At 41.2% G+C, this 21,553-nt stretch carries 23 protein-coding genes; 20 read left to right on the top strand and 3 right to left on the bottom strand.

The window, feature by feature from the left end; genetic code table 11:
• The first annotated feature begins 3 nt into the window (after positions 1–3).
• Genes BSO02S_RS07380 through BSO02S_RS07330 form a run of 11 tightly spaced genes read left to right on the top strand, consistent with a single transcriptional unit; the run spans position 4 to position 8,425 of the window.
• The gene (locus BSO02S_RS07380) at positions 4–1,470 is read left to right on the top strand and encodes a heme ABC transporter ATP-binding protein (RefSeq protein ID WP_066064677.1); all 1,467 of its coding nucleotides are present in this window, start codon (positions 4–6) and stop codon (positions 1,468–1,470) included.
• Positions 1,467–2,450, top strand: coding sequence for an adenosylcobinamide-phosphate synthase CbiB (gene cbiB / locus BSO02S_RS07375; protein ID WP_066064674.1), 984 nt, complete (start codon positions 1,467–1,469; stop codon positions 2,448–2,450). The genes BSO02S_RS07380 and cbiB overlap by 4 nt, the downstream gene beginning before the upstream one ends.
• Positions 2,407–3,486 carry a threonine-phosphate decarboxylase CobD gene (cobD, locus tag BSO02S_RS07370; protein WP_066064671.1) on the top strand — a complete coding sequence of 360 codons (1,080 nt, stop codon included), beginning with the start codon at positions 2,407–2,409 and terminating at the stop codon, positions 3,484–3,486. The genes cbiB and cobD overlap by 44 nt, the downstream gene beginning before the upstream one ends.
• Entirely contained in the window at positions 3,465–4,040 is a 576-nt protein-coding gene (locus BSO02S_RS07365) for a bifunctional adenosylcobinamide kinase/adenosylcobinamide-phosphate guanylyltransferase (RefSeq protein WP_066064667.1), read from the top strand. Before cobD ends, BSO02S_RS07365 begins: the two co-directional genes overlap by 22 nt.
• Complete coding sequence (locus tag BSO02S_RS07360; protein WP_084374934.1) at positions 4,037–4,882, top strand: cobyric acid synthase; 846 nt, start codon at positions 4,037–4,039, stop codon at positions 4,880–4,882. Before BSO02S_RS07365 ends, BSO02S_RS07360 begins: the two co-directional genes overlap by 4 nt.
• Complete coding sequence (cobS, locus tag BSO02S_RS07355; protein ID WP_174524230.1) at positions 4,879–5,661, top strand: adenosylcobinamide-GDP ribazoletransferase; 783 nt, start codon at positions 4,879–4,881, stop codon at positions 5,659–5,661. Before BSO02S_RS07360 ends, cobS begins: the two co-directional genes overlap by 4 nt.
• On the top strand, positions 5,631–6,230 hold the full coding sequence (locus tag BSO02S_RS07350; protein WP_235846880.1) for a histidine phosphatase family protein: 600 nt from the start codon (positions 5,631–5,633) through the stop codon (positions 6,228–6,230). Before cobS ends, BSO02S_RS07350 begins: the two co-directional genes overlap by 31 nt.
• A complete protein-coding gene (locus tag BSO02S_RS07345; RefSeq protein ID WP_066064660.1) occupies positions 6,182–6,616 on the top strand; it encodes a bifunctional adenosylcobinamide kinase/adenosylcobinamide-phosphate guanylyltransferase in 435 nt (144 codons plus the stop codon). Before BSO02S_RS07350 ends, BSO02S_RS07345 begins: the two co-directional genes overlap by 49 nt.
• A gap of 15 nt (positions 6,617–6,631) precedes the next feature.
• Positions 6,632–7,216, top strand: a complete 585-nt coding sequence (locus tag BSO02S_RS07340; protein ID WP_066064657.1) for a cob(I)yrinic acid a,c-diamide adenosyltransferase — start codon at positions 6,632–6,634, stop codon at positions 7,214–7,216.
• A 1-nt stretch (position 7,217) separates the two neighbouring features.
• Complete coding sequence (locus BSO02S_RS07335; RefSeq protein ID WP_066064656.1) at positions 7,218–7,712, top strand: ECF transporter S component; 495 nt, start codon at positions 7,218–7,220, stop codon at positions 7,710–7,712.
• Entirely contained in the window at positions 7,709–8,425 is a 717-nt protein-coding gene (locus BSO02S_RS07330; protein WP_066064653.1) for an AIR synthase related protein, read from the top strand. Before BSO02S_RS07335 ends, BSO02S_RS07330 begins: the two co-directional genes overlap by 4 nt.
• A 39-nt stretch (positions 8,426–8,464) precedes the next feature.
• Here BSO02S_RS07330 and BSO02S_RS07325 read toward each other — a convergent pair whose 3' ends face one another.
• Positions 8,465–10,567, bottom strand: coding sequence for a transglycosylase domain-containing protein (locus tag BSO02S_RS07325; RefSeq protein WP_066064651.1), 2,103 nt, complete (start codon positions 10,565–10,567; stop codon positions 8,465–8,467).
• A gap of 226 nt (positions 10,568–10,793) precedes the next feature.
• Between BSO02S_RS07325 and BSO02S_RS07320 the strand changes: the two genes are divergently transcribed.
• The 5 genes from BSO02S_RS07320 to BSO02S_RS07300 all read left to right on the top strand — a co-directional run bounded on the left by BSO02S_RS07320 (position 10,794) and on the right by BSO02S_RS07300 (position 15,778).
• Entirely contained in the window at positions 10,794–11,483 is a 690-nt protein-coding gene (locus BSO02S_RS07320; RefSeq protein ID WP_066064648.1) for an ABC transporter ATP-binding protein, read from the top strand.
• Positions 11,480–12,829, top strand: a complete 1,350-nt coding sequence (locus tag BSO02S_RS07315; protein ID WP_066064647.1) for an ABC transporter permease — start codon at positions 11,480–11,482, stop codon at positions 12,827–12,829. Before BSO02S_RS07320 ends, BSO02S_RS07315 begins: the two co-directional genes overlap by 4 nt.
• A 95-nt stretch (positions 12,830–12,924) precedes the next feature.
• Positions 12,925–13,191 (top strand): phage holin, encoded by a 267-nt coding sequence (locus BSO02S_RS07310; RefSeq protein ID WP_066064642.1) that lies wholly within the window; start codon positions 12,925–12,927, stop codon positions 13,189–13,191.
• 155 nt (positions 13,192–13,346) lie between these two features.
• A complete protein-coding gene (locus tag BSO02S_RS07305; protein ID WP_066064639.1) occupies positions 13,347–14,021 on the top strand; it encodes a nuclease-related domain-containing protein in 675 nt (224 codons plus the stop codon).
• 548 nt (positions 14,022–14,569) lie between these two features.
• Positions 14,570–15,778 carry an MDR family MFS transporter gene (locus BSO02S_RS07300; protein ID WP_066064637.1) on the top strand — a complete coding sequence of 403 codons (1,209 nt, stop codon included), beginning with the start codon at positions 14,570–14,572 and terminating at the stop codon, positions 15,776–15,778.
• Between the two features lie 48 nt (positions 15,779–15,826).
• Here the strand turns inward: BSO02S_RS07300 and BSO02S_RS07295 are convergent, their stop codons facing one another.
• Complete coding sequence (locus BSO02S_RS07295) at positions 15,827–16,771, bottom strand: aldo/keto reductase family protein (RefSeq protein WP_066064634.1); 945 nt, start codon at positions 16,769–16,771, stop codon at positions 15,827–15,829.
• Positions 16,772–16,964: 193 nt separating this feature from the next.
• Between BSO02S_RS07295 and BSO02S_RS07290 the strand changes: the two genes are divergently transcribed.
• A complete protein-coding gene (locus BSO02S_RS07290; protein ID WP_066064631.1) occupies positions 16,965–17,177 on the top strand; it encodes a hypothetical protein in 213 nt (70 codons plus the stop codon).
• 41 nt (positions 17,178–17,218) lie between these two features.
• On the opposite strand, the gene BSO02S_RS07285 is transcribed toward BSO02S_RS07290, so the two are convergent.
• Positions 17,219–17,452: a YczF family membrane protein gene (locus tag BSO02S_RS07285; protein ID WP_066064626.1), complete on the bottom strand. Its 234-nt coding sequence runs from the start codon at positions 17,450–17,452 to the stop codon at positions 17,219–17,221.
• A gap of 155 nt (positions 17,453–17,607) precedes the next feature.
• On the opposite strand from BSO02S_RS07285, the gene BSO02S_RS07280 reads away from it, so the two are divergent.
• Genes BSO02S_RS07280 through BSO02S_RS07270 form a run of 3 tightly spaced genes read left to right on the top strand, consistent with a single transcriptional unit; the run spans position 17,608 to position 21,550 of the window.
• Positions 17,608–19,215: a spore germination protein gene (locus BSO02S_RS07280; protein WP_096190881.1), complete on the top strand. Its 1,608-nt coding sequence runs from the start codon at positions 17,608–17,610 to the stop codon at positions 19,213–19,215.
• Positions 19,215–20,420: a Ger(x)C family spore germination protein gene (locus tag BSO02S_RS07275; protein WP_066064623.1), complete on the top strand. Its 1,206-nt coding sequence runs from the start codon at positions 19,215–19,217 to the stop codon at positions 20,418–20,420. Before BSO02S_RS07280 ends, BSO02S_RS07275 begins: the two co-directional genes overlap by 1 nt.
• Before the next feature lie 23 nt (positions 20,421–20,443).
• Positions 20,444–21,550: a GerAB/ArcD/ProY family transporter gene (locus tag BSO02S_RS07270; protein ID WP_066064621.1), complete on the top strand. Its 1,107-nt coding sequence runs from the start codon at positions 20,444–20,446 to the stop codon at positions 21,548–21,550.
• Positions 21,551–21,553 lie beyond the last annotated feature (3 nt).

The following is a 21,553-nucleotide window of genomic DNA, read 5'->3' as shown; positions in this document are numbered from 1 at the left end:
AGAATGCTCAGCGTTCAACAGGTTTCCGGTGGTTATTCAAATGAAGCGGTTCTGAACGATATTTCTTTTGAAGTGAAAACGGGAGAATTGTTCGGGATTTTGGGTCCAAATGGGAGTGGAAAGACAACCCTATTGAAAATGCTTAGTGGAATTTTACCGATTCAAACCGGGGAGATTTTAATTGGCGGAAAACGACTGCAGGAATACAGGGCAAAAGAACTGGCCCAAATGGTTGCAGTTCTTTCGCAACATTCGTCCCAATCCTTCTCTTACTCAGTAAAAGAAACGGTCTCGCTTGGACGCTATGCTCATCAAAAGGGCTTTTTTCAAACCTGGAGTAATGAGGATGAAGCTGTTGTCCAAAGAGTCATGAAGCAGATTGGTGTCGCAGCATTCCAAAATAAAAATATCCAAGAGTTATCCGGCGGTGAGAAACAAAGAGTATTTCTCGCACAAGCCCTAGCCCAAGAGCCTGAAATCCTGCTTTTAGATGAACCTACTAACCATTTGGATTTATCGTATCAAAAGGAATTACTAGATTTTTTAAAACGATGGACATCAGAAAAAGGGTTAACGGTCATCTCGATTTTTCATGATTTAAATCTCGCAGGGCTTTATTGTGATCGATTGCTCCTCCTTGAAAAGGGAATGATTAATATTGATCATGTTCCAAATGAGGTCCTTAGGGAAGAAAGAATTAGAGACGTTTATCATACAGACATTCAAAAACATCCCCATCCAAAAGTAGCTGCACCGCAGATGGTCTTACTGCCCAGCGTCGATAAAGAAACAAAAACTATTGAAATAGATCAAACGATGTTGACTGTTTCGGAAGAATTTATCGTGTTAACCCCCACTACGCCATTAAGAACCATGTCTTCGGGTGTAATTGGCTCTGGAACGGGATGGCATCAGACATTTGTAAATCGACATGTGGACAAGGATTACAACTGTAATGATCATCGAGCGGAAATGGCCTCATTTTTAAGATCAAACGGGTTTGAACCGTCGGAAACAGTTGGCATGATGACAGCCGTTGTACTTGAAGATGTGATATTCAAACTGTTCAAGCAAGAGGACTTCTCGGTATTTGTTGTGGTCACAGCGGGGGTTGGAAACGCGATCGATGCCTCCAAAAGTGAACTGCATACATATGGACTGGTGCCTGGCACCATCAATACATGGATCTTCGTTAACGGAGAGCTGACAGAGGAAGCCTTTATTCAAAGCATTATGACCGCTACGGAAGCGAAGGTCAAGGCAATGCATGATCTAATGGTAATGGATGAAGTCACTGGTACCATCGCTACTGGCACTTCGACAGATAGTATCTTAATTGCAGCTTCTCAAACCGGAACAGTGTTGGAATTTGCCGGAACGATAACCCCTTTAGGGAAACTGATAAGTAAAGCTGTATATCAGTGCACAACAGAGGCGATTCAAAAATCCAGCAGAAGGAAACAATTATGATAGTTTCTCACTTAATCGCCATTACAATTGCTTATATAATTGATCTGGTTATCGGGGACCCCCCTAATTGGCCTCATCCCGTCAGGTGGATTGGAACGATGATATCGTTGTTTGAAAAGCGCTGGAATACTGGGAATACAAAAAGATGGAAAGGGGTTGCGATGCTCCTTTTTGTTTTACTCACTGTTTTTTTCATCGTTTTGATTTTAGTAGTAATAGGATATAAGATTCATCCTATTTTGGGGATTTTGCTAGAAAGTATGATTATTTCTACAGCAATCGCCCAAAAAAGCTTGAAGGATGCTTCCCTTGAGGTTTATCACCCGTTAATAGCAGGGGATTTTGCTCAAGCACGGGAAAAACTATCCTATATTGTTGGCCGCGATACAGAATCTCTGGAAGAAGCTGAAATTGCACGCGGTACGATTGAAACGGTTGCAGAAAATACAAGTGATGGCGTGACGGCCCCTTTGTTTTGGGCACTCGTTGGCGGGGCTCCTCTTGCAATGATATATCGGGCAACAAATACATGTGATTCAATGGTGGGTCACAAAAATGAAAGATATAAAGAGTTTGGCTGGGCTTCTGCAAAATGGGATGATGTGATGAACTGGATTCCGAGCCGGTTAACAGGAATGCTCATGCTGATCGGAAATCGCCCGGAAAAGATGAGTGATCGGAAGGCCTGGACGATTTTATTCCGTGATGCGAAAAAGCATCCGAGCCCGAACAGTGGCTGGGGTGAAGCGGCTGTCGCTGCCATCCTTGGGATCCAGCTTGGCGGTATCAACTATTACAAAGGGGTGGTATCGAACCGGGCAAAAATGGGGGATCCCATTCAGCCAATCCAAGCAGCACATATCCCAAAAGCTAATGCGATTCTAAGCAAAACAGTCTTGTTATTTTTATTAATATTATGGATTGGAGGGATGTTCCTTGATATGGCCGTCACATGGATCGAATCCTCGCTATTTATATGAGGCAATGGGCCTGCCCTTCCCAGAAAAGTTTATAGATTTTAGCGCAAATATCAATCCGCTTGGTCCGCCTTCTTCTTTGAAAGATAAATGGCAGGATTTTTATCAAGAAATAATCGTTTATCCAGACCCCTATGCTTCAAAGCTAAGAGAAAGATTAGCAAACGCGGTGAAGATCTCCGTTGATTCTCTTTTGATTGGAAATGGCGGAGCAGAGCTTATTGCATTAGTTGCGCGAATGCTGGCAGGAAAAAAGGTAGTACTGGTGGAGCCGACTTTTTCAGAATATGAAACAACCTGTCAGGCAAACAAATGCGAAATTCTTTACCATCAATTAGAGGAGCCGGACTTTGGATTGAATCCAACTGATTTACGCTCAAAGTTGGTCGATGCGGATGCCTTGTTTTTGTGTAATCCAAACAACCCAACTGGCATTCACTATCCTCCGGCAACGATTATTTCAATCATTGAAGAATGTGAAAAGCAAAATTGCCTAGTCATCCTCGATGAAGCATTCTATGATTTTTTAATTGACTATGAGTCATTTATTCCATACATAAACCAGTTTTCCAATTTAATGATTATTCGCTCACTGACAAAGATGTTTGCGATTCCGGGAATTCGCTTGGGATATTTAGTCGCGCGTCCCGCAATCGTTTCCGAACTCAGCCAGCTGCAGTCACATTGGAGTACGAATACGATTGCCTTATTGGCCGGTGAAGTGTGTGTGCAAAATGAAACTTTTATCATCCAGTCACAGGAATATATTTGCAATGAGCGAAAAAGGCTATTTGACTTTTTTAAACAAGAAGAATTTGCGGTTTCCGCTTCTAAAGTTAATTTCTATTTATTGCGGGATCCACTTTTGAAGGAGCAGTTTCAATTGTTTGAGTTTCTTCTTCACCAGGGTATCATCCCAAGGCATACCTTTAATTTTCTGGGTTTGGAAGGGAGATGGCTTCGATTTGCAATCAAGAGTGAGGAAGAAAACAATCAGTTAATGGAGGTGTTGGCGAAATGGCGCACATCTCATCATTAATCTTCATTACAGGCGGCGTCAGAAGCGGGAAAAGTAGTTTTGCTGAAAGAAAAGCAATTGAGATAGCGGGAGAAACAGGAGGCCGGCTGAACTATTTGGCAACGGGCGTCGCAACTGATGCGGAAATGAAGGCTCGAATTGAAAAGCACCAGCGCGATAGAGAGTCAGGGAAATACCGTTGGAATACAATCGAACGGTCTGTTCAAATGGGGGAGGTTACCGATAATTTTACCGCCCAGGATATAATTTTATTAGATTGCGTCACAACCCTATTAAATAATGAACTATTTTTAAGTGAAACAGTCTGGGATGGTGCGTTTTTAGAAAAGGTCAAAGAAAATATTATCACAGGGATTACTGCTATTAAAAATCAAGCGGGAACCGTGATTGTCGTAAGTAATGAAGTATTAAATGAGCCATTACTAGGAAATGAATTGGTGTTTACTTATGGTCGATTGCTCGGACAAATCCATCAGTATTTGGTGAAGGAGGCGGATCAAGCCTTTTTAGTGGAGGCAGGAATTCCCATTGTTATGAAAGGAGTAGGCCGATGAAAGGAATTATGATTCAAGGTACGGCTTCAGATGTTGGCAAAAGTCTAATTGCTACGGCATTATGCCGAATATTGGCTAATGAGGGCGTAAACGTCGCTCCGTTTAAATCACAAAACATGTCTACTTTCTCCTACGTTACACAAGATGGGAAAGTGATTAGCAGGGCGCAAGCGATTCAAGCCGAAGCAGCTAGACTTGAGGCGACGGTCTGGATGAATCCAATATTATTAAAGCCAAGCAATAATCAGCATTCTGAGGTTATCTATTTAGGAGAGACGATTGATACAGTATCCGGTCTTGGGTATCGGGAGCACTATTATGAAAAGGGTTTAGAGGCGATTAAGAAATCTCTGGAGCGATTAGAGAAAGAATATGAGATGATTGTGATTGAGGGCGCCGGCAGTCCAGTTGAAATCAATTTAAATGATCGAGAAATTGTCAATATGAAGGTCGCAGAAATGGCTGATGTACCAGTTGTGCTCGTAGCAGATATTGACAGAGGCGGAGTTTTTGCCAGTATTGTTGGTACACTTGAGCTGCTAAAACCCGAAGAGAGGCAAAGAGTAAAGGGATTAGTTATTAATAAATTCCGGGGGGATTTGTCTTTATTTGAGGATGGAATACATTGGTTAGAAGAAAAAACAGGGATCCCGGTATTAGGTGTTTTGCCATTTATTGAAAATCATAGGATAGAAGTCGAGGACTCATTATCCATGGATACTGAAATTACGATTGAAAAAAATAGTGCGGATGATAGATTTGAAAAACTTGCTGCTGAAATGAAACGACATCTTAAATGGGATCTTTTTAAAGAGATCATCAATCAATGGAGTAGAAGATGATTACATTTTTTAAAGGATTCTTGATAAACCTCCAATTTTTTACGGCAATTCCGATTACTCGAGAATTACCGATGGATAAGGAACATCTTAAGAAGGCTGTACAAACTTTTCCACTATTAGGGTTATGTCAAGGGGTTATCTATTCGGGTCTATTTTATTTGTTGCTTGAACTTACTCCTTTTTCTCATTTAGCTGTTGCTTTTTTCCTTTGGCTGGCAACAGTTCTTCTGACAGGAGGAATCCATCTAGATGGCTGGATGGATGCAAGTGACGCATATTTTTCCTATCAGGATCACCAAAAAAGACTCGAAATAATGAAGGATCCAAGAACGGGTGCATTTGGTGTATTATCCATCATCGTTTTAATGAGCAGTCGGTTTCTTTTTATATATGAAAGTACAATGAATGCCGATTATGTAACCTACATCTTAATTGCAGCGATCCCATTTTTGAGTAAAAGCGTCATGGGTGTCCTGCTGTTGACGGTTAAATCAGCGAAACATGACGGGCTGGGGTCGTTGTTCCAGCGGGCTGCAAAGCCACAAGTGTTATGGATCTATCCAGTATACCTATTTGCTCTACTATTTCTCGTCATTCATGATTACTTCCTTGTCGGCATGTTGATTTTGGCTGCTGCCGGCTGTTTATTCTTTTGCCGAATTAAAGCAGTGAAATGGTTTGGCGGGATTACGGGGGATGTATTAGGAGCTTCTGTAGAAGGGACTGAGTTAATCCTGTGGATGACACTGTGGTTATTGCATTATTTCGTCATGGCTTAACGGAAGAGAATAAACGAAAAGCCTATCTAGGCTGGAATGATTCACCTCTTTACGCTGAATCAAAAGGAATGTCGACAACAAAAAGCTATGAACGCTATTATTCTAGTGATTTACAACGATGCATTTGTACAGCTGAACTATTATTTCCGAATAGCAATTTGTGTCTTTTGGAAAATTTGCGGGAAATGAATTTCGGTGAATGGGAGAGAAAGACCTATGACGAGTTGAAGGAAAATCGGCTTTATCGCCTCTGGCTGTCGGATCCCATTACACATTGTCCGCCAAAGGGTGAATCTTTTCACGAGTTCATTACAAGAGTCGATGCTGGATGGAATCAGATGATTGATGAGGTTCTTTCTCAACGACTACAGAGTTGTGCAGTGATTACTCATGGCGGCGTGATCAGATATTTATTATCTCAATTTGCACCCGAACCGCAAGAATTTTGGAGCTGGCCTGTCAAGCATAACCAAGGGTATGAACTCATTTTTGAAAGAGATGGGTTAAGGAGGGGTGACCGTTGCACTTTATTACTGGAGGTGCCTTTAACGGCAAAAGAGCATGGGTAAAAAATAGATATAAAGTTCAATCAGATGATCAATGGCTGTCAGCTTATGTTAACAACCCACTCCCGCTAATAATAATGGAAATCGACCAAGATGTGTTTATTTTGGAGGGGGCGGAACTATGGCTGAGAGCGTTAACAGAAAATTATGATGCCGATAAGTGCAGGGAAATCTGGAATGAGTGCTTGGAGAATTGGCTTACTTGGGAAAAAGAACGTCAAAACCGCCAATTAATTGTGATTGGGACGGATATAACAAAAGGAATTGTTCCAATGGAAGCAGAAAATAGACTATGGCGGGATGTAACCGGATGGGCCTATCAAGACATCGCAGCCAAATCAGAAAAAGTGGACGTTATTTGGTATGGAGTACACCAAACTATAAAGTAAAGGGGAATATATCCAATGAGAATTTACACAAGAACAGGTGACAAAGGGAAAACAAGCATCATTGGCGGCAGGGTAGACAAAGATGATACAAGGGTAGAGGCTTACGGAACAGTGGACGAAGTGAATTGCTTTGTCGGCCAGGCGATCCAAGAGCTTGAGCCGGAACTTTTCAAAGACGTACTCAATGATCTTGAAAAAATCCAACACGAATTATTCGACTGTGGCGGCGACCTTGCCAATGTGTCGGAAAAGCGGGAATTTAAGCTTCATCAAGAATCGATTGATTATCTAGAGAAAAAGATTGATGAATATATTGAAGAGGCCCCAGAATTAGAACGATTTATTTTACCAGGGGGAACGAAGCCATCAGCATCGATTCATATTGCGAGAACAGTAACAAGGAGAGCGGAAAGATTGGTCGTTACGCTTGGAAAGGCCGATCCAAAAACACCTGAGGTCGCATTAATGTACCTAAACCGTCTATCGGATTATTTCTTTGCCTTGGCACGGGTGATAAACTGCCGTCTACATGTCAGTGACGTAGAATATGTACGCAGTGCGAATGTGTTTAGAGACGGGAAACGTAAGGAGAAAAAATAGGATGAAGGGAAAAATGATAAGCTGGCTGGCAATGTTTTCGGCATTATCAGCTGTCGGCGCGATGATTAAGATCCCAGCTATTGTTGGCAGTGTCGCATTGGATGCATTTCCGGCCTTACTAGCAGCAGCCCTATTTGGCGGCGGTGCCGGAGCAATTGTGGGGGCATTTGGCCATCTATTATCGGCATTGTTAGGTGGTTTCCCATTAGGACCTATGCACTTTTTAATTGCTTTAGAAATGGCTGTACTCGTTTGGCTGTTTGGCAGCCTGTATAAAAATAACAAGAAGGTTTCAGCTAGTGCGCTTTTTATCATTGGGAACTCATTTGTGGCCCCATTACCATTCATTTTTTTAATGAATAAAGGCTTTTACTTGGCCATTGTCCCTTCACTGCTAATTGGTTCCATCCTAAATACAGCCATCGGGTTAGTTGTTATACCACGGCTTTCATCCCTTGTTACATATGGGTTATCGAAAAAAGAGGCAAAACCATGAGGAATATTATCACCATTCCTTTTAATAGTCAGGATTCGCTCATTATTGCCTCTGATAATAGTGGAGCTATCGGGATGAAAGAGGATGATTTCGTTCGTGCACCATATGAAACGGTTGCCTATTATTCGTTCAGGGTGGCGGTCATGGAATGTATTGCAGCAGGCGGGCAGCCCATTTCAGTCGTGCTCCATAACTTTTGCGGAAACGAACCATGGGATGAGCTTGTTAGGGGAATCCAAAAAGGGCTGTCAGAACTAAAGTTGAAAAATGTTTCTATTACAGGCAGCACGGAAAGTAATTTTACATTTATGCAATCCGCGGTTGGCTTAATCGTTCTCGGCAAAAAGTCTACCAATCAAACGACGCTTGAAACATATTCCAATCAAATGAAAATAGCCGTGGTGGGGTTACCTCTTGTTGGCAGCGAAGTCATTGACCAACATGATGAAGTGGCACCACTGTCAATCTTTCAAGAGATATGTATGATGGATGGTGTAATGACATGGCCTGTTGGCTCGAAAGGAATCTTATCTGAGCTGAATCAGATGTTTCCCATTGAAGGGTTTTCACGGGAGAAGGTCATCACAACCGTAGATGTATTAAAATCATCTGGTCCAGCAACATGCTTTATTGCCGTTTATCATGCTGGTCAAGAAGAAAGATTAATGAAGATAGCAGGGGGCTTTTTCCATTCAATCCAAATAGGCAAATAGCAGGTTATCAGTAAGAAAATAGCACGCAGTGATTGCGTGCTATTCTCCCAGACTTTTAACTTTATTAACCAAAGAGTCGATCCCTTTGCCAATCGTATATAATGCCTTATCCAAGCCCTTTTTCCATCCAGGGGCTTTTTCTTTTATTGATTCCCCAATCTTCTGGGCATTTTTATTTAATTCTTTGCTAATTTCTTTCGCCTGGTCATTAATGCTTTTCTGTGGCGGGGCATCACCAGCAAGCTGGGCATTAATTGACCCGACTTCAAATTTTTCTTTTGGAAGATAGGGAATGGATGACTGCATGATCTCTTTGAAAATCGGAACAACATTGGACGAACTGGAGCTTGGCAGATAATGCTGCCGGTCCGTTTGGTCATAGCCAATCCATACGGCGCCGACAAGGTTCGGTGTATATCCGACCATCCACTGATCCTTCGTTCCGTTAACACCGCTAAATGGCAATTGGGTCGAACCTGTTTTTCCAGCCAGCTGTTGCCCAGGAATTTGAGCGCGTTTCCCTGTGCCAGATTCGACAACATTTAAGAGCATGGAAGTCATTTGATTCGAAACCTTCGCTGAAGTCACTTTTGTCGTCTTTGCTTCCCGTTCGGCAATAATGTTCCCGGTTGGTCCGACAATTTTGGTAATTAAGTGGCTATCCTGACGCTGCCCTCCATTAGGAAAAGCGGAAAAGGCATTAGCCATTTGCAGTGGCGAGACCCCTTTACTCATGCCGCCCAGGGCAACGGCCAGGTTTTCATCTGCCTTTTCCACTGGGATGCCAAACCGGTTTAATGAATTCAGTCCCTTATTTAAACCAATTTCATTTAAAAGCCATACAGCAGGAATATTCAGCGATTTTTCTAGCGCTTTGTAAAGTGGAACCTTTCCCTCGTACGTTTTGGAAAAATTCTCTGGTTTATAATTTCCATATGAAGTTGGTTTATCAACAAGCTCAGATGAATAGTTGTAGCCATTTTCAAGGGCTGGTGTGTAAACAGCCAGTGGTTTGATGGTCGAACCTGGCTGTGCCCTTAATTGTGTGGCCCGGTTAAAGCCGCGGAAAACGTGCTCGCCGCGACCGCCAACAAGGGCACGGACCCCCCCTGAAGCAGGATCCAAAAGGACTGACCCGCTTTGGACTAATTTCCCCCCGGACCCGACTGGGAAAAGGTATCGTTTACTATATACTTGTTCAAGGCCTGATTGAAGATTTTGATCCATTTCAGTATAAATTCGGTACCCTCTTGTTAGAATTTCTTCCTGCGTTAAACCATATTTAGATTCAGCCTCATTTAAAACAGCATCGACATAATAGGGATATTTTCGTTCAATAAAGCTGCCGCCGCCATCATGAAGGTGAATCTTTTCTTTTTTTGCAGAGCTGTACTGGGTAGTGCTAATCATCCCAAGTTCCTTCATTTTCCCTAAAACGGTATCTCGCCGTTTCATGGCTAAATCATAATTCTTATAGGGATCAAGATAATTCGGTGCATGCAGAAGACCGGCAAGCATCGCCGCTTCACTAACGGAAACATCCTTGATATTTTTATCAAAATATTTCTTGGAGGCGTTGCTAATTCCCCAGGCGCCGCTCCCGAAATACACTTGATTGATATACATTTGCAGAATTTCGTCTTTTTTATAAACCTTCTCGATTTTTACTGCTAAAAATAATTCCTCGGCTTTGCGCTTATACGTTCGTTCAGGTGACAGGAGCGCATTTTTGGTTAGCTGCTGTGTGAGTGTACTGCCGCCGCCGGTAATTCTGCCTGCAAATATATTACTGAAAAAGGCACGGGCAATTCCCTTCACATCAAAGCCGCCATGTTCATAGAAGCGTTCGTCTTCAATTGCGACAACTGCATTTGGAACATACTTTGGTAATTCCTCGATTTTCACGCCTTTTGTCCGATTGGTGGCAATATGGGAAGCAACCTTTCCATTTTTATCATAAATATCTGTCGGTTGGCTTAGGCCTTGCTTTAATGATTCCACATTTGCTCTCATAGCGAGCCAGCCGAAATACAGAATTGTCACTAAAACAAAGACAAGGATGATTAATAAAAGGATTTGCGTTATATGTTTCTTTTTCCAGAAACGGACCACCCTAACCCAATATGGATGTAATTTCTCCATGCTATCTCCTAACTTTCAAAAAGAAATTTTCAATTCATATATTATAAATTTTCTTAGGCCAAAAGACTAGTAAAAGTATTCTATTTCTGCTAATTTTCCCATCTTGTAACAAATCAAACGAATTAGCCGCCAAAAAGGCTGTAAAAAAATATTTTTAAAAAAACTGTAGGGATGTGGGGGGAAGTTTACGTCTATAAGGGTGAAGTGAAAAAAGCAGGAGGAAATTATGATTACAATAAAGAATTTAAGCCATGATTTTGTGATAGGAAAAAAAGGAAGGCAAACGATTATTCCTGTCCTGAGGGACATCTCTTTTACTGTTGAAAAAGGTGAAATAGTAACAATAGTTGGCAGAAGTGGATCGGGAAAATCAACGCTCTTAAACTTAGTCAGTGGTTTCATCCATCCTAAAGAGGGTGAAATCTGGATTGGCGGGGAAAAGGTATCTGAGCTGAATGAAGCCAAATTTGCTGACTTCAGGATTAAAAACCTTGGCTTTATTTTTCAAAGCTTTCAATTGATTCCAAGCATGACTGCCTTTCAAAATGTCGAGCTCCCATTGATTTTAAAAGGAGTTAATGAGAATGTACGAAAACAGCAAACGGAGGAAATGCTGAAGAAAGTGGGATTACTAGATTACCAGGATCATTACCCTGGCGAGTTATCGGGCGGGCAGCAGCAACGAGTTAGTATTGCTCGTGCCTTAATTGTGAATCCGCCGCTCATTCTTGCCGATGAACCGACAGGTAGCCTTGATAGTGAAACTGAGGAAGAATTACTGCAATTCATCAAGGAATTGAACCGGGATTTAGGGATTACATTCTTAATCATCACCCATGATGATCAGGTGGCCGATATCGGAAACCGCAAAATTGAATTACTAGATGGCCGCATTGTCGAGGGGGTGTTGGTATGAGATTAAGAGACCAATTCCGTTTCGTCCGCCAGAATATGAAGAAAAATAGAACAAGAGTGTTTATGACGATTCTTGCAACCGCAATGGGCTGTGCCTTCTTAATCGTTCTCGCCTCCGTAGGCTTTGGTTTACAGAAATCGGTGGTCAAGGAAATGACCGAACAGAGGGTGATTACACAAATTGATGTCCACGGTCAAGAAACAAACGAGAAAGGCGGGTTCAGGCAATTAACCGATAAGGATGTTAAAATTTTTGAAAAGGTAAAGGATGTTAAGGCTGTTACTAGGAGAAAACAGCTCCAGCAAGAAAGCACCTATACGATTGGGAATTATCAAGAGCCGACGCAAACGTTTGTTGCAAATTTTCCGTCAGAAGTGAAGGCAGGTTTTGAACTTTCAAAAGGAAAATTGCCAAAAAGTAAAGATGAAGTGGTTGTAGGTTATAATTTTTTACTTAATCTTGCTTCAAAAGATGCTGGCGATGATATGTACGATGAGAGAGGTCAGGTAAAAGCGGAATATCGCTATACGGGGAAATTGCTAGGTGAGAAAATTGGATTAACGGTTACACAATTTAAAGATGGCAAACAAGTAGAAAAAACAATCCCGCTGACGGTGGTAGGAATCTCTAAAAAACCAACCAAGGATTGGGCTCAAGATAGCAGTGTCTTCATTTCTGATGAGATGTTAAAGGAAATTGAAGCATTTACTGGTACACCAAAAGGGTTCATGCTCGACCAAAACGGTGAAAAACCACAGGGACTTGAGGCAGGCTATGATACGTATGATGAGGTGAAGATCTATGCCAAGGACATGGAGGCAGTTCAAAGTATATCTGATCAATTAAAAGAAGAGAAATACGCTACATATTCTGTGGTAAATGAATTGAAAGAAGTTAATATGGTGTTTATGATTGCCAAGGCAGGACTGATTTTTATTGGGACGATTGCGATTCTGATTGCCTCGATTGGGATTTATAATACGATGACGATGGCCGTAACAGAGCGTGCCCCGGATATTGGTATCATGAAGGCAATCGGTGCCAATCCGAAGACCATTAAGAGAATATTTCTGCTGGAAAGCAGTTATATTGGCTTGATTGGAGCGCTAATCGGGACGGCCGTTTCGTATGTCATTAGTTATACGGTTAATTTTGCAATACCATTAATCATTAAACAAGCATTTGGCAAAGAAACAGAAATTAATTTGATATTCAGTGATATCCCGCTTATCTTACCAATCATTTGCGTGGTCATTTGTTATGGAGTAACGATCATATCAGGGCTTCGGCCGGCACAGCGGGCGACCAAGGTCGATGTGTTAAAAGCGATGCGCAGAGAAGTGTAAAAAAGCGAAATCTTGAGTAAATTGCGGACAACCATTTCTTAGTCCAAGCATATGTTAATAGAAAGATTAATTAACATGAGGAAAGGGATGGTGTGATGATTAACTGGAAGGTCCGCTTAAAAAACCGGAACTGGGTCATCGCGTTTATATCACAGATCATGATTGTCGCGCAACTGGTGTTAGGAGCTTTACATTCATTAGGGGTCATCGATTTTCAACTGACGGATGCAATCCAAAATTCTATTTTAACTGGAGCCAATGCCGTATTTGTTTTGCTATCGATGCTGGGACTGGTGCAGGATCCAACGACAAAAGGCTATGGTGACAGCACCCGGGCGTTAACATACAAGGACCCAAATTAATCAATGAAAGTCAGTCCCATTGCGGGGCTGACTTTCCTTTAGGTTTGATAAGCAGAGAACTATAATTTTAGGGTAAATTTGATAACTAAATTAGACAGATAATCAGGTCGGAACTAAATTTTTCAAACAATTAGCCGCGGGATACTTTTAGAAGAGTGTTAAAAAATATACATATTGAGGTGAAAAATTATGAAGGTGATTTTTATTTTAAAAATGGCAGGTTCTATATGGTTTCCAAAAAAGAAAAAGAAATCAAAAATCCACTGCTACAGCTTGAACGATGCGAATCCCTACTCCGGCAGCTGCTCCAGAATCTTGGGTATAAGATCCCCATTGAAGCATACGTTGTCTTTATTAACCCCGAGTTTCATTTATACCAATCCCCTCTTGATAAACCCATTATTTATCCGAATCAGCTTCCGAGGTTTATGGAGAAATTTAATAGAAGGCCCTCACAATTAAACAGCTTTCATCAAAAGCTGGCCAATCAGTTAGTTTCCTTGCACCAAATTGAATCTCCTTATAGCAGGTTCCCCGGTTATGACTTTGCTCATCTGGAAAAAGGTTTTATTTGTGCAGTATGCTGCTCATTAAAGACAAGTGTTGTTGATAGGAATCTTGTATGTGAGGTTTGCCGAAATCAGGAAAAGGTTGATCATGCTATTTTGCGGTGTGTGGAGGAATTGAAGCTGCTTTTTCCGGAAATGCAAATTACCATTATTGTGTTTCATGAATGGTGTGGGGCGGTTGTGTCGAATAAGACAATTAGGAGAGTTTTAATGAAAAACTATAGTGTTATTGGGGAGAGAGAGTATATTTTTATTAAATAATAACTTGTCTGAGTGCCCATGAGCCTGTTTTTTCCCCCTACAAGGGCACTGACAAGCTGTCTCAGTGCCCGAGAGCCTGTTTTTTCACCCTGCACGGGCACTGACAACTTGTCTGAGTGCCCATAAGCCTGTTTTTATACCCTGTACGGGCACTGACAAATTGTCTCAGTGCCCATAAGCCTGTTTTATACCCTGTACGGGCACTGAAAACCTGACTCAGTGCCCGTGAGCCTGTTTTTTTACCCTGTACGGGCACTGACAACTTGTCTGAGTGCCCAAATGCCTGTTTTTATACCCTGCACGGGCACTGACAATCTAACTCAGTGCCCGAGAGACAGTTTTGTCACCCTGCACGGGCACTGAAAACCTGTCTGAGTGCCCATAAGCCTGTTTTTTCACCCTGCACGGGCACTGACAATTTGTCTCAGTGCCGATGAGCATGAGGTTTCCCGATTTTATTTAGGTTTGAAAGGCAGAAAAACTCTTTACAATTTTCAAACAAATTGGTTAACTAGATAAGTAAATTTAAAAAATGCGAGGCATTACATATGACCAAACTGAAAAACTATATTGGACAGTTCCATCCGATTGTGTGGGTTTTGTTAATTGGTACAGTGTTATCCAGAGGCTCGGCCTTTATGACGCTGCCTTTCCTATCAATCTACTTATCTAGACATATGGACCTCTCACCAATTATTATCGGCTTAACTGTTGGGATGAGTCCGCTAATGGCGACGGTGGGGGGATTTATTGGCGGTCACTTATCAGACCGATTTGGTCGTAAGCCGATTATGCTTACCTCCTTGTTTATGGTAGCTTTTGTTTATTACGGGTTCACTGTGGCAACAGGGCAGGGTTGGTTTATCTTGTTAAATGCGCTAAATGGGCTTAGTAACTCCTTTTTTGAACCAACAGCTCAAGCCTTGATGGCCGATTTAACCGCTAAGGAAAAGCGAATGAAGGTATATTCTCTGCGCTATACTGCGATGAATATCGGCGCGTCAGTGGGCCCGCTAATCGGCGCGTATTTAGCTAATACCTCGGCTAAGTTATCGTTTGCGATAACGGGTTCCATTTATTTGCTTTACGCGATTGTATTAGTTTACTTTTTAAAAAGGCTTGTCGTACCGCTTGCAGACCATAGTAAGAAGATTGTTTCTTTTGGGGATGCGTTTCGGATTATAAAAATGGATAAGGCCTTAAGGTACTTAATTATTGGAATCATTTTAGTCAATATGGGCTATGTTCAAATTGATTCCAATTTGCCGCAAATATTAGAAGGCACAGTAGAGAATGGCGTTTTCATTTTCTCCATGCTGATTACGATTAATGCGGTGATGGTTGTATTTCTGCAGATGCCTATCAGTCACCTCGCTGAAAAGTTCAAGTTAATGCAGGTTATGGTAGTGGGTGCATTTTTTATGGCAGCTGGATTGATTGGCTTTAGCTTTGTAAGCGGCTGGGTAACGGCTATTCTCGCGATTGTGTTAGTAACCTTTGGAGAAATATTAATCTTCCCTTCCAATAGCATGATGATTGATCAACTTGCCCCGGAACATTTGCGTGGAACTTATTTTGGGGCAGCGCAATTCCGAAAAATCGGGAACTTTTTTGGACCGGTCGCTGGCGGTTATCTTCTTAGTCATTTCCAAGGACAAATTATGTTTTGGGTCATCGCAGTGATCACACTTGGAAGTATCCTATTCTTTACAGCTGGAAATAAATCAAGAGTTAGAAATGCTGAAAAGGTGGTATAACGTTAATTAAAATAACCTCTGGACTAATTAAATCCAGAGGCATCTTTTTTATCTTAAAATATCTTCAATCCTTGCAAGTGTTTCTGCGTTTAATTTTACACCAGAAGCTTTAACATTCTCCTCGACTTGCTCAGGACGGCTTGCACCTACCAAGGCACTTGCAACATTCTCCTGTCTTAAGATCCAGGCAAGCGCTAGATTTGCTAAAGAAAGCTCGTTATCCGCGGCTACTTCCTTTAAAAGTTCGACTCGATCAAGGTTTTCTTCAGTTAACAATCCAAACAGGTTGCTGAATTTTTCCTGTGAGGCCCGGCTGCCTGCTGGAGCTTGCTCACCTTTTTTGTACTTACCCGTTAAGATACCTTGTGCGAGCGGCGACCAGACAACCTGGCCGATTCCATGCTTTTCGCTGACAGGTAGGACTTCTTTTTCGATATAACGCTGCAGCATGCTGTATTGCGGCTGATTGACCACAATCCGGTCGAGAAGCTTTTTATCGGCAAGATGGACAGCTTCGGAAATTTGTTCTGCCGTCCACTCACTCACCCCGACATATAGGACTTTCCCTTGGCGGATAAGATCATCAAGCGCTCTTAAAGTCTCTTCAAGTGGTGTTTCAGGGTCAAAACGATGGCAATAATATAGGTCGACATAGTCGGTATTAAGACGTTTCAGGCTGGCATGGCATTGTTCGATGACATGCTTCCGAGATAAACCCCTGTCATTTGGACCATCGCCCATCGGCCAAAAAACCTTTGTTGCCAGAACATAAGAATCGCGTACATATTTCTTCAACGCCTTGCCAACAACAATTTCGGCTTCACCGCGCATATAAACATTGGCAGTATCGAAAAAGTTAACCCCGAGGTCGTAGGCTTTATCAATTGATGCAGCAGCGTTTTGCTCCTCGACATAACCACCATATGTAAGCCAGCTTCCCAAACTAACTTCGCTTACTTTCAAGCCTGTTCTTCCTAATCGACGATATTCCATAATGTCCCCTCCTGAAAAAATTTCGTAACTCAAAATAAAAATACTACATTCCTTGCAATTAGTCCACAATTTGGTATTTTTTTGTTAAAATGAAAATAGAGATTCTAATAGAAATAGAGATTTGCCTTTCGATTGTACATCATTAGTGGTTCTTGAATAGGATAAATTATCCATTTGAAAAGGGGTCCTTAAAATGTGGTATTGGATTACAATTTCAACTCTGTTTATCCTCCTATTGATTGTTATTGAGGAATCAATCTATTATTTTTGGAATCGATATGTATATGGAACGAACGATGTAAGACGAAGAAAATGGACGAAACGATTGACTTCCGTTATAACTTTCTTCAAGAGGAAACGAACTGCTGAAATTCATGAAACGAAAAAAGAAGAGAGCGCGCAATAATAATTGCGGCTCTTTTCTTATAAATAAAATTCCAGAAATGATTAGTTCGATGATTGATTGCTCAATCGTTTTTTTAAGTATGAGCCAACAGAACCAATGATAAAAAATAGTAAAAATAAAAGGATAATGATATATTCGGCTGTCTCCATTACTCGAAAAGGGTTTATCACTTTCCATATAATGCCCCGTTTAACGATTCCCATTTGGAGATCTAACAAAATCATAAACGAAAACATTCCTGCCGCTATTAACAAGGTTACTAATAATATTTTCACTAACGTCACCTTCAATCCACATTACCTATTATGTTCTCAATAGTAAGCAATCCGTATGCAGCTATTTTTAAAAGTATTATGGTACAAATGGATATATTAGAGTTCATTGGGGAAAATACCCATTATGATAATTTCTTTGAAGTGAGGCGGAAATTGTGTCAATTTTGTCCAAGATTTTGAAAAAGAAACAAAAACAGCGAAAGGACGATAATTACAGACAGCAGCAAGATCCGCAAAAACCAGAAGATTTACCAATCCTTCGGGATTATAAAGAAAATATCTCCCGAATAAAAGGCGAGTTTGGTAATAGTAATGATATTGTTATTCGGGAATTTATTCATAGTAAGCATAGAGGTGCACTGGTTTATGTAGATGGATTAGCTGACAGTAGAGTGATTAGCGACTTTATTTTAGAATCGTTTAATGAAAATGAAATCGTTGCGGATGAAATAGATTATTTCCAATTTATGATTGAGAAAGCCGTTGCTTTAGGTAGTAACAAGGTTATTTATAATTGGAATCAGGTGTATGATTCGATGCTCTCAGGAGATACGGTAATTTTTTTAGATGGTTACAATAAAGGGATTAGCGGAGAAACAAAGGGTTGGGAAAAGCGCGCCATTACGGAACCTTCGACGCAATTATCAATAAGGGGTCCCAAAGACTCCTTTACTGAAACGCTTCGGACAAATACCGCCTTAATACGAAGGCGAATAAAAAGTCCGAATTTATGGATTGAGTCGATGAAAATCGGCACTGTTTCACAAACAGATATCGCCATTATGTATATCAAAGGGATCGCAAATGAAAAAATTGTCGCAGAAGTCAAAGAGCGATTAAATCGCATTAATATCGATTCTATCCTTGGTTCCGGATATATTGAACAATTAATTGAAGATCAAGCGTGGACAACATTTCCGACCACTTACCATTCAGAAAGGCCTGATGTGGTGTCATCCCAATTGCTCGAAGGAAGAATCGCAATAATAGTGGATGGGACTCCGTTTGTCCTTACGGCGCCAGCAATCTTTATCCAATTTTTTCAGGCGGCTGATGATTATTACTCGCGTTTCGATATTTCAACGGGTGTAAGGCTGCTCCGGATTTTGGCATTTATTATTGCCATATTAGGACCCGCTTTGTATATTGCAGGAACCACCTTTCATCAGGAAATGATTCCAACCACGATGGCGATTGCGATTGCTGCCCAAAGAGAAAATGTTCCTTTTCCAGCCTTTGTCGAGGCCTTAATCATGGAGGTTACCTTTGAAATATTAAGGGAGGCAGGACTCCGGCTTCCACGTGCAGTCGGTCAAGCCGTTTCCATTGTAGGTGCACTAGTCATCGGTCAGGCAGCTGTACAGGCTGGCATTGTCTCTCCGGTAATGGTTATTGTTGTTTCTATTACTGCAATAGCGAACTTTTCAACCCCAGTTTTTGCAATGGCGATTGCAGCCAGATTGATCCGCTTTGTTTTGATGGGAATGGCTACTGTTTTAGGTTTTTATGGAATCATGTTAGGACTCATGTTTATGTCAATTCATTTATGTTCCTTACGTTCTTTTGGAATTCCCTACATGATGCCGATCGCACCCTTTAATCTTCGCAATCAACAAGACGTTTTTGTCCGTTTTCCATTATGGGCAATGAAATATCGGCCGATGTTTATTAGTAAAGGAAATGTAATAAGATCGGGGGAGAATCAAAAACCTGGTCCACCCAAACAAGGTGATGATACTCAAACGCCAAAAGGGGAATCATGATGAGAAAGTTTTTTGTGATTTCTTTTCTAATGGTTTTGTTATTGCCGATAATGAGTGGCTGCTGGAATCAAAAGGAGTTAACTGATTTAGCCTTTGTCATGGCGATGGGGATTGACAAGGGTGAAGATAAAAAGTTTGACGTTTCATTCCAACTTGTAAATCCTGGGAATGTGGCTTCTGGACAAAATGGCGGTGGGCAGGGGCTGCCGATTGCCGTATATAAGAGTTCCGGTAATACCATTACAGAAGCGGCTAGAAATGCCACCAAAATGATCTCAAGGCGATTGTATTATTCGCATACGAATTTAATTGCAGTAAGTGAAGAAGTGGCAAGGGATGGAATCCTTGATATGATGGATGCCTTGGATCGGGACCCCGAATTTCGAACCACGACCCAAATTGTGGTCGCAAGACATACTTCGGCACAGGATTTGGTTTCCGCACTTACCAACCTCGATAAATTGCCTGTCAATAAAATTACCAAAGAGCTTAAATCGACAGAAAAGATGCTAGGGGAGAATATAGGGGTAAATATCGATGATTTCCTTGCCGGGCTTGTCAGCGACGGCAAAAACCCCATTGTAAATGGTTATATTGTCCATGGCAAAAAGGAACAAATAGGAAATGCGCAGGATCTGCAAAAAACCATTGGAGGGGCTTTTCTGGAAGCTGATGGTTTAGCAGTTTTTGAAAAAGGCAAATTGATTGGATGGTTTGAGCACCAATGGGCACGTGGGGTAGTATATGTCTTGGATAAGGTTCAAAGCACAGGTATAAATGTAAGTTGGAATGGCAAGAAGCATGCCATTACGATGGCTTCCATTCGGTCAAAAACAAAAGTTTCCGTTCATTTTAAAAACGGAAAGCCGCTCATCAATATTGCGATTGAGGATGAAGGTTGGATAAGCGAAGCCAACACGGCTGTAGACTTAACAAATCCACAAGTAATAGATAAAATTGATAAGCTGGTTGAAAAAGAAATAAAAAGGCAAGTGTTGGGATCCATCAAAGAAGCTCAAAAAATGAAGAGCGATATATTTGGGTTTGGCGAAAGGGTTCATCGGGCCAACCCGAAGCAATGGAAGAAATTAAAAGGGGATTGGAATAACCATTTTGCGGAACTTGACGTAAATGTAAAAGTAGACTCCTTTGTACGCCGGGAGGGGATACGGACAAGTCCGTTTTGGATTAATATGAATAAATAGCCCTAGGCAAGGGGGGGATAGATTTGGAAAAGGCAAAAATAAAAGCATCCCAGATGTTTATACTGGTGGTCTTGTTTGAAATGGGCAGTGCAATTCTGGTCGGACTTGGCGTACAAGCGAAACAAGACGCATGGATATCAGTTTTGTTAGGTTTAGCGGGGGGGTTAATACTTTTTCTCATTTACTATCGGCTTTTTAAGTATTATCCAGATATTCCCTTAACAAGTTATGTTCAAAAGATAACAGGGAAATGGATTGGACGACCCCTCGGGCTGTTATATATCGTCTATTTCATCTATTGTGCCACAAGGGTGCTGCGAGACTTTGGCGAGTTGTTAACAACGACCATTTATACAAGTACACCGTTAATTGTCATTAATTCCTTAATGATTCTAACGATTATTTATGGGATTCATAAGGGTTTCGAAGTAATCGCAAGAGTGGGAGAACTGTATTTCTCAGTTATTTATTTTATGGCGTTTGTCGGTATTATTTTAATTTTTGTTTCTGGATTAATTCACATCGAATATCTACAACCTGTTTTTGAGTATGGCTGGAGGCCTGTGGTTAATACATTTCTAAAGCAAACGATTACATTTCCATTTGGGGAAATGGTTGTCTTTACCATGCTTCTCCCGTTTTTAAACGATTCAAAAAAAGTGAAGATAGCCTGTATGGGCGGAATGATATTAGCAGGGATCAATGTAGCGATTACTGCAGCAATAAATGTTGCTACATTAGGACCAGAGCTGTTTTCTCGGTCCAATTTCCCATTATTGACTACAATCGGAAAAATTCAATTGGCTAATTTTATAGAGCGCTTGGATGTATTATTCATGCTTTATCTAGTGATTGGCGGTTTCTTTAAAATATCTTTGTTTTTTTATGCGGCAGTGGCAGGAACCGCGGACCTTTTCAAGTTTAAAAACCACCAGAATCTTAGTTTTCCCATCGGTTTTATCATCCTGTGTGCATCAATAACCATTGCCTCCAATTATGCTGAGCATATGAAGGAAGGGCTGGAGGTTGTACCCATTTATTTGAACTGGCCCTTTCAAATTATCATTCCAACCATCTTATTAATCATTGCCTTTTTTAGAAATCGTAAGAAAAAGACAAGCACGTCTTAGTTT

It is taken from the genome of Neobacillus soli NBRC 102451 (genome assembly GCF_001591665.1).
Taxonomy (GTDB): domain Bacteria; phylum Bacillota; class Bacilli; order Bacillales; family Cytobacillaceae; genus Neobacillus; species Neobacillus soli.
This window is presented reverse-complemented; position numbering and strand designations above follow the sequence as displayed.

Excerpts from the sequence above, each read along its gene's own strand:
- BSO02S_RS07380 (WP_066064677.1), top strand. The coding sequence starts at position 4 with ATGCTCAGCGTTCAACAGGTTTCCGGTGGTTATTCAAATGAAGCGGTT.
- cbiB (WP_066064674.1), top strand. The coding sequence starts at position 1,467 with ATGATAGTTTCTCACTTAATCGCCATTACAATTGCTTATATAATTGAT.
- BSO02S_RS07365 (WP_066064667.1), top strand. The coding sequence starts at position 3,465 with ATGGCGCACATCTCATCATTAATCTTCATTACAGGCGGCGTCAGAAGC.
- BSO02S_RS07360 (WP_084374934.1), top strand. The coding sequence starts at position 4,037 with ATGAAAGGAATTATGATTCAAGGTACGGCTTCAGATGTTGGCAAAAGT.
- cobS (WP_174524230.1), top strand. The coding sequence starts at position 4,879 with ATGATTACATTTTTTAAAGGATTCTTGATAAACCTCCAATTTTTTACG.
- BSO02S_RS07340 (WP_066064657.1), top strand. The coding sequence starts at position 6,632 with ATGAGAATTTACACAAGAACAGGTGACAAAGGGAAAACAAGCATCATT.
- BSO02S_RS07335 (WP_066064656.1), top strand. The coding sequence starts at position 7,218 with ATGAAGGGAAAAATGATAAGCTGGCTGGCAATGTTTTCGGCATTATCA.
- BSO02S_RS07330 (WP_066064653.1), top strand. The coding sequence starts at position 7,709 with ATGAGGAATATTATCACCATTCCTTTTAATAGTCAGGATTCGCTCATT.
- BSO02S_RS07325 (WP_066064651.1), bottom strand. The coding sequence starts at position 10,567 with ATGGAGAAATTACATCCATATTGGGTTAGGGTGGTCCGTTTCTGGAAA.
- BSO02S_RS07320 (WP_066064648.1), top strand. The coding sequence starts at position 10,794 with ATGATTACAATAAAGAATTTAAGCCATGATTTTGTGATAGGAAAAAAA.
- BSO02S_RS07315 (WP_066064647.1), top strand. The coding sequence starts at position 11,480 with ATGAGATTAAGAGACCAATTCCGTTTCGTCCGCCAGAATATGAAGAAA.
- BSO02S_RS07310 (WP_066064642.1), top strand. The coding sequence starts at position 12,925 with ATGATTAACTGGAAGGTCCGCTTAAAAAACCGGAACTGGGTCATCGCG.
- BSO02S_RS07300 (WP_066064637.1), top strand. The coding sequence starts at position 14,570 with ATGACCAAACTGAAAAACTATATTGGACAGTTCCATCCGATTGTGTGG.
- BSO02S_RS07295 (WP_066064634.1), bottom strand. The coding sequence starts at position 16,771 with ATGGAATATCGTCGATTAGGAAGAACAGGCTTGAAAGTAAGCGAAGTT.
- BSO02S_RS07290 (WP_066064631.1), top strand. The coding sequence starts at position 16,965 with ATGTGGTATTGGATTACAATTTCAACTCTGTTTATCCTCCTATTGATT.
- BSO02S_RS07275 (WP_066064623.1), top strand. The coding sequence starts at position 19,215 with ATGAGAAAGTTTTTTGTGATTTCTTTTCTAATGGTTTTGTTATTGCCG.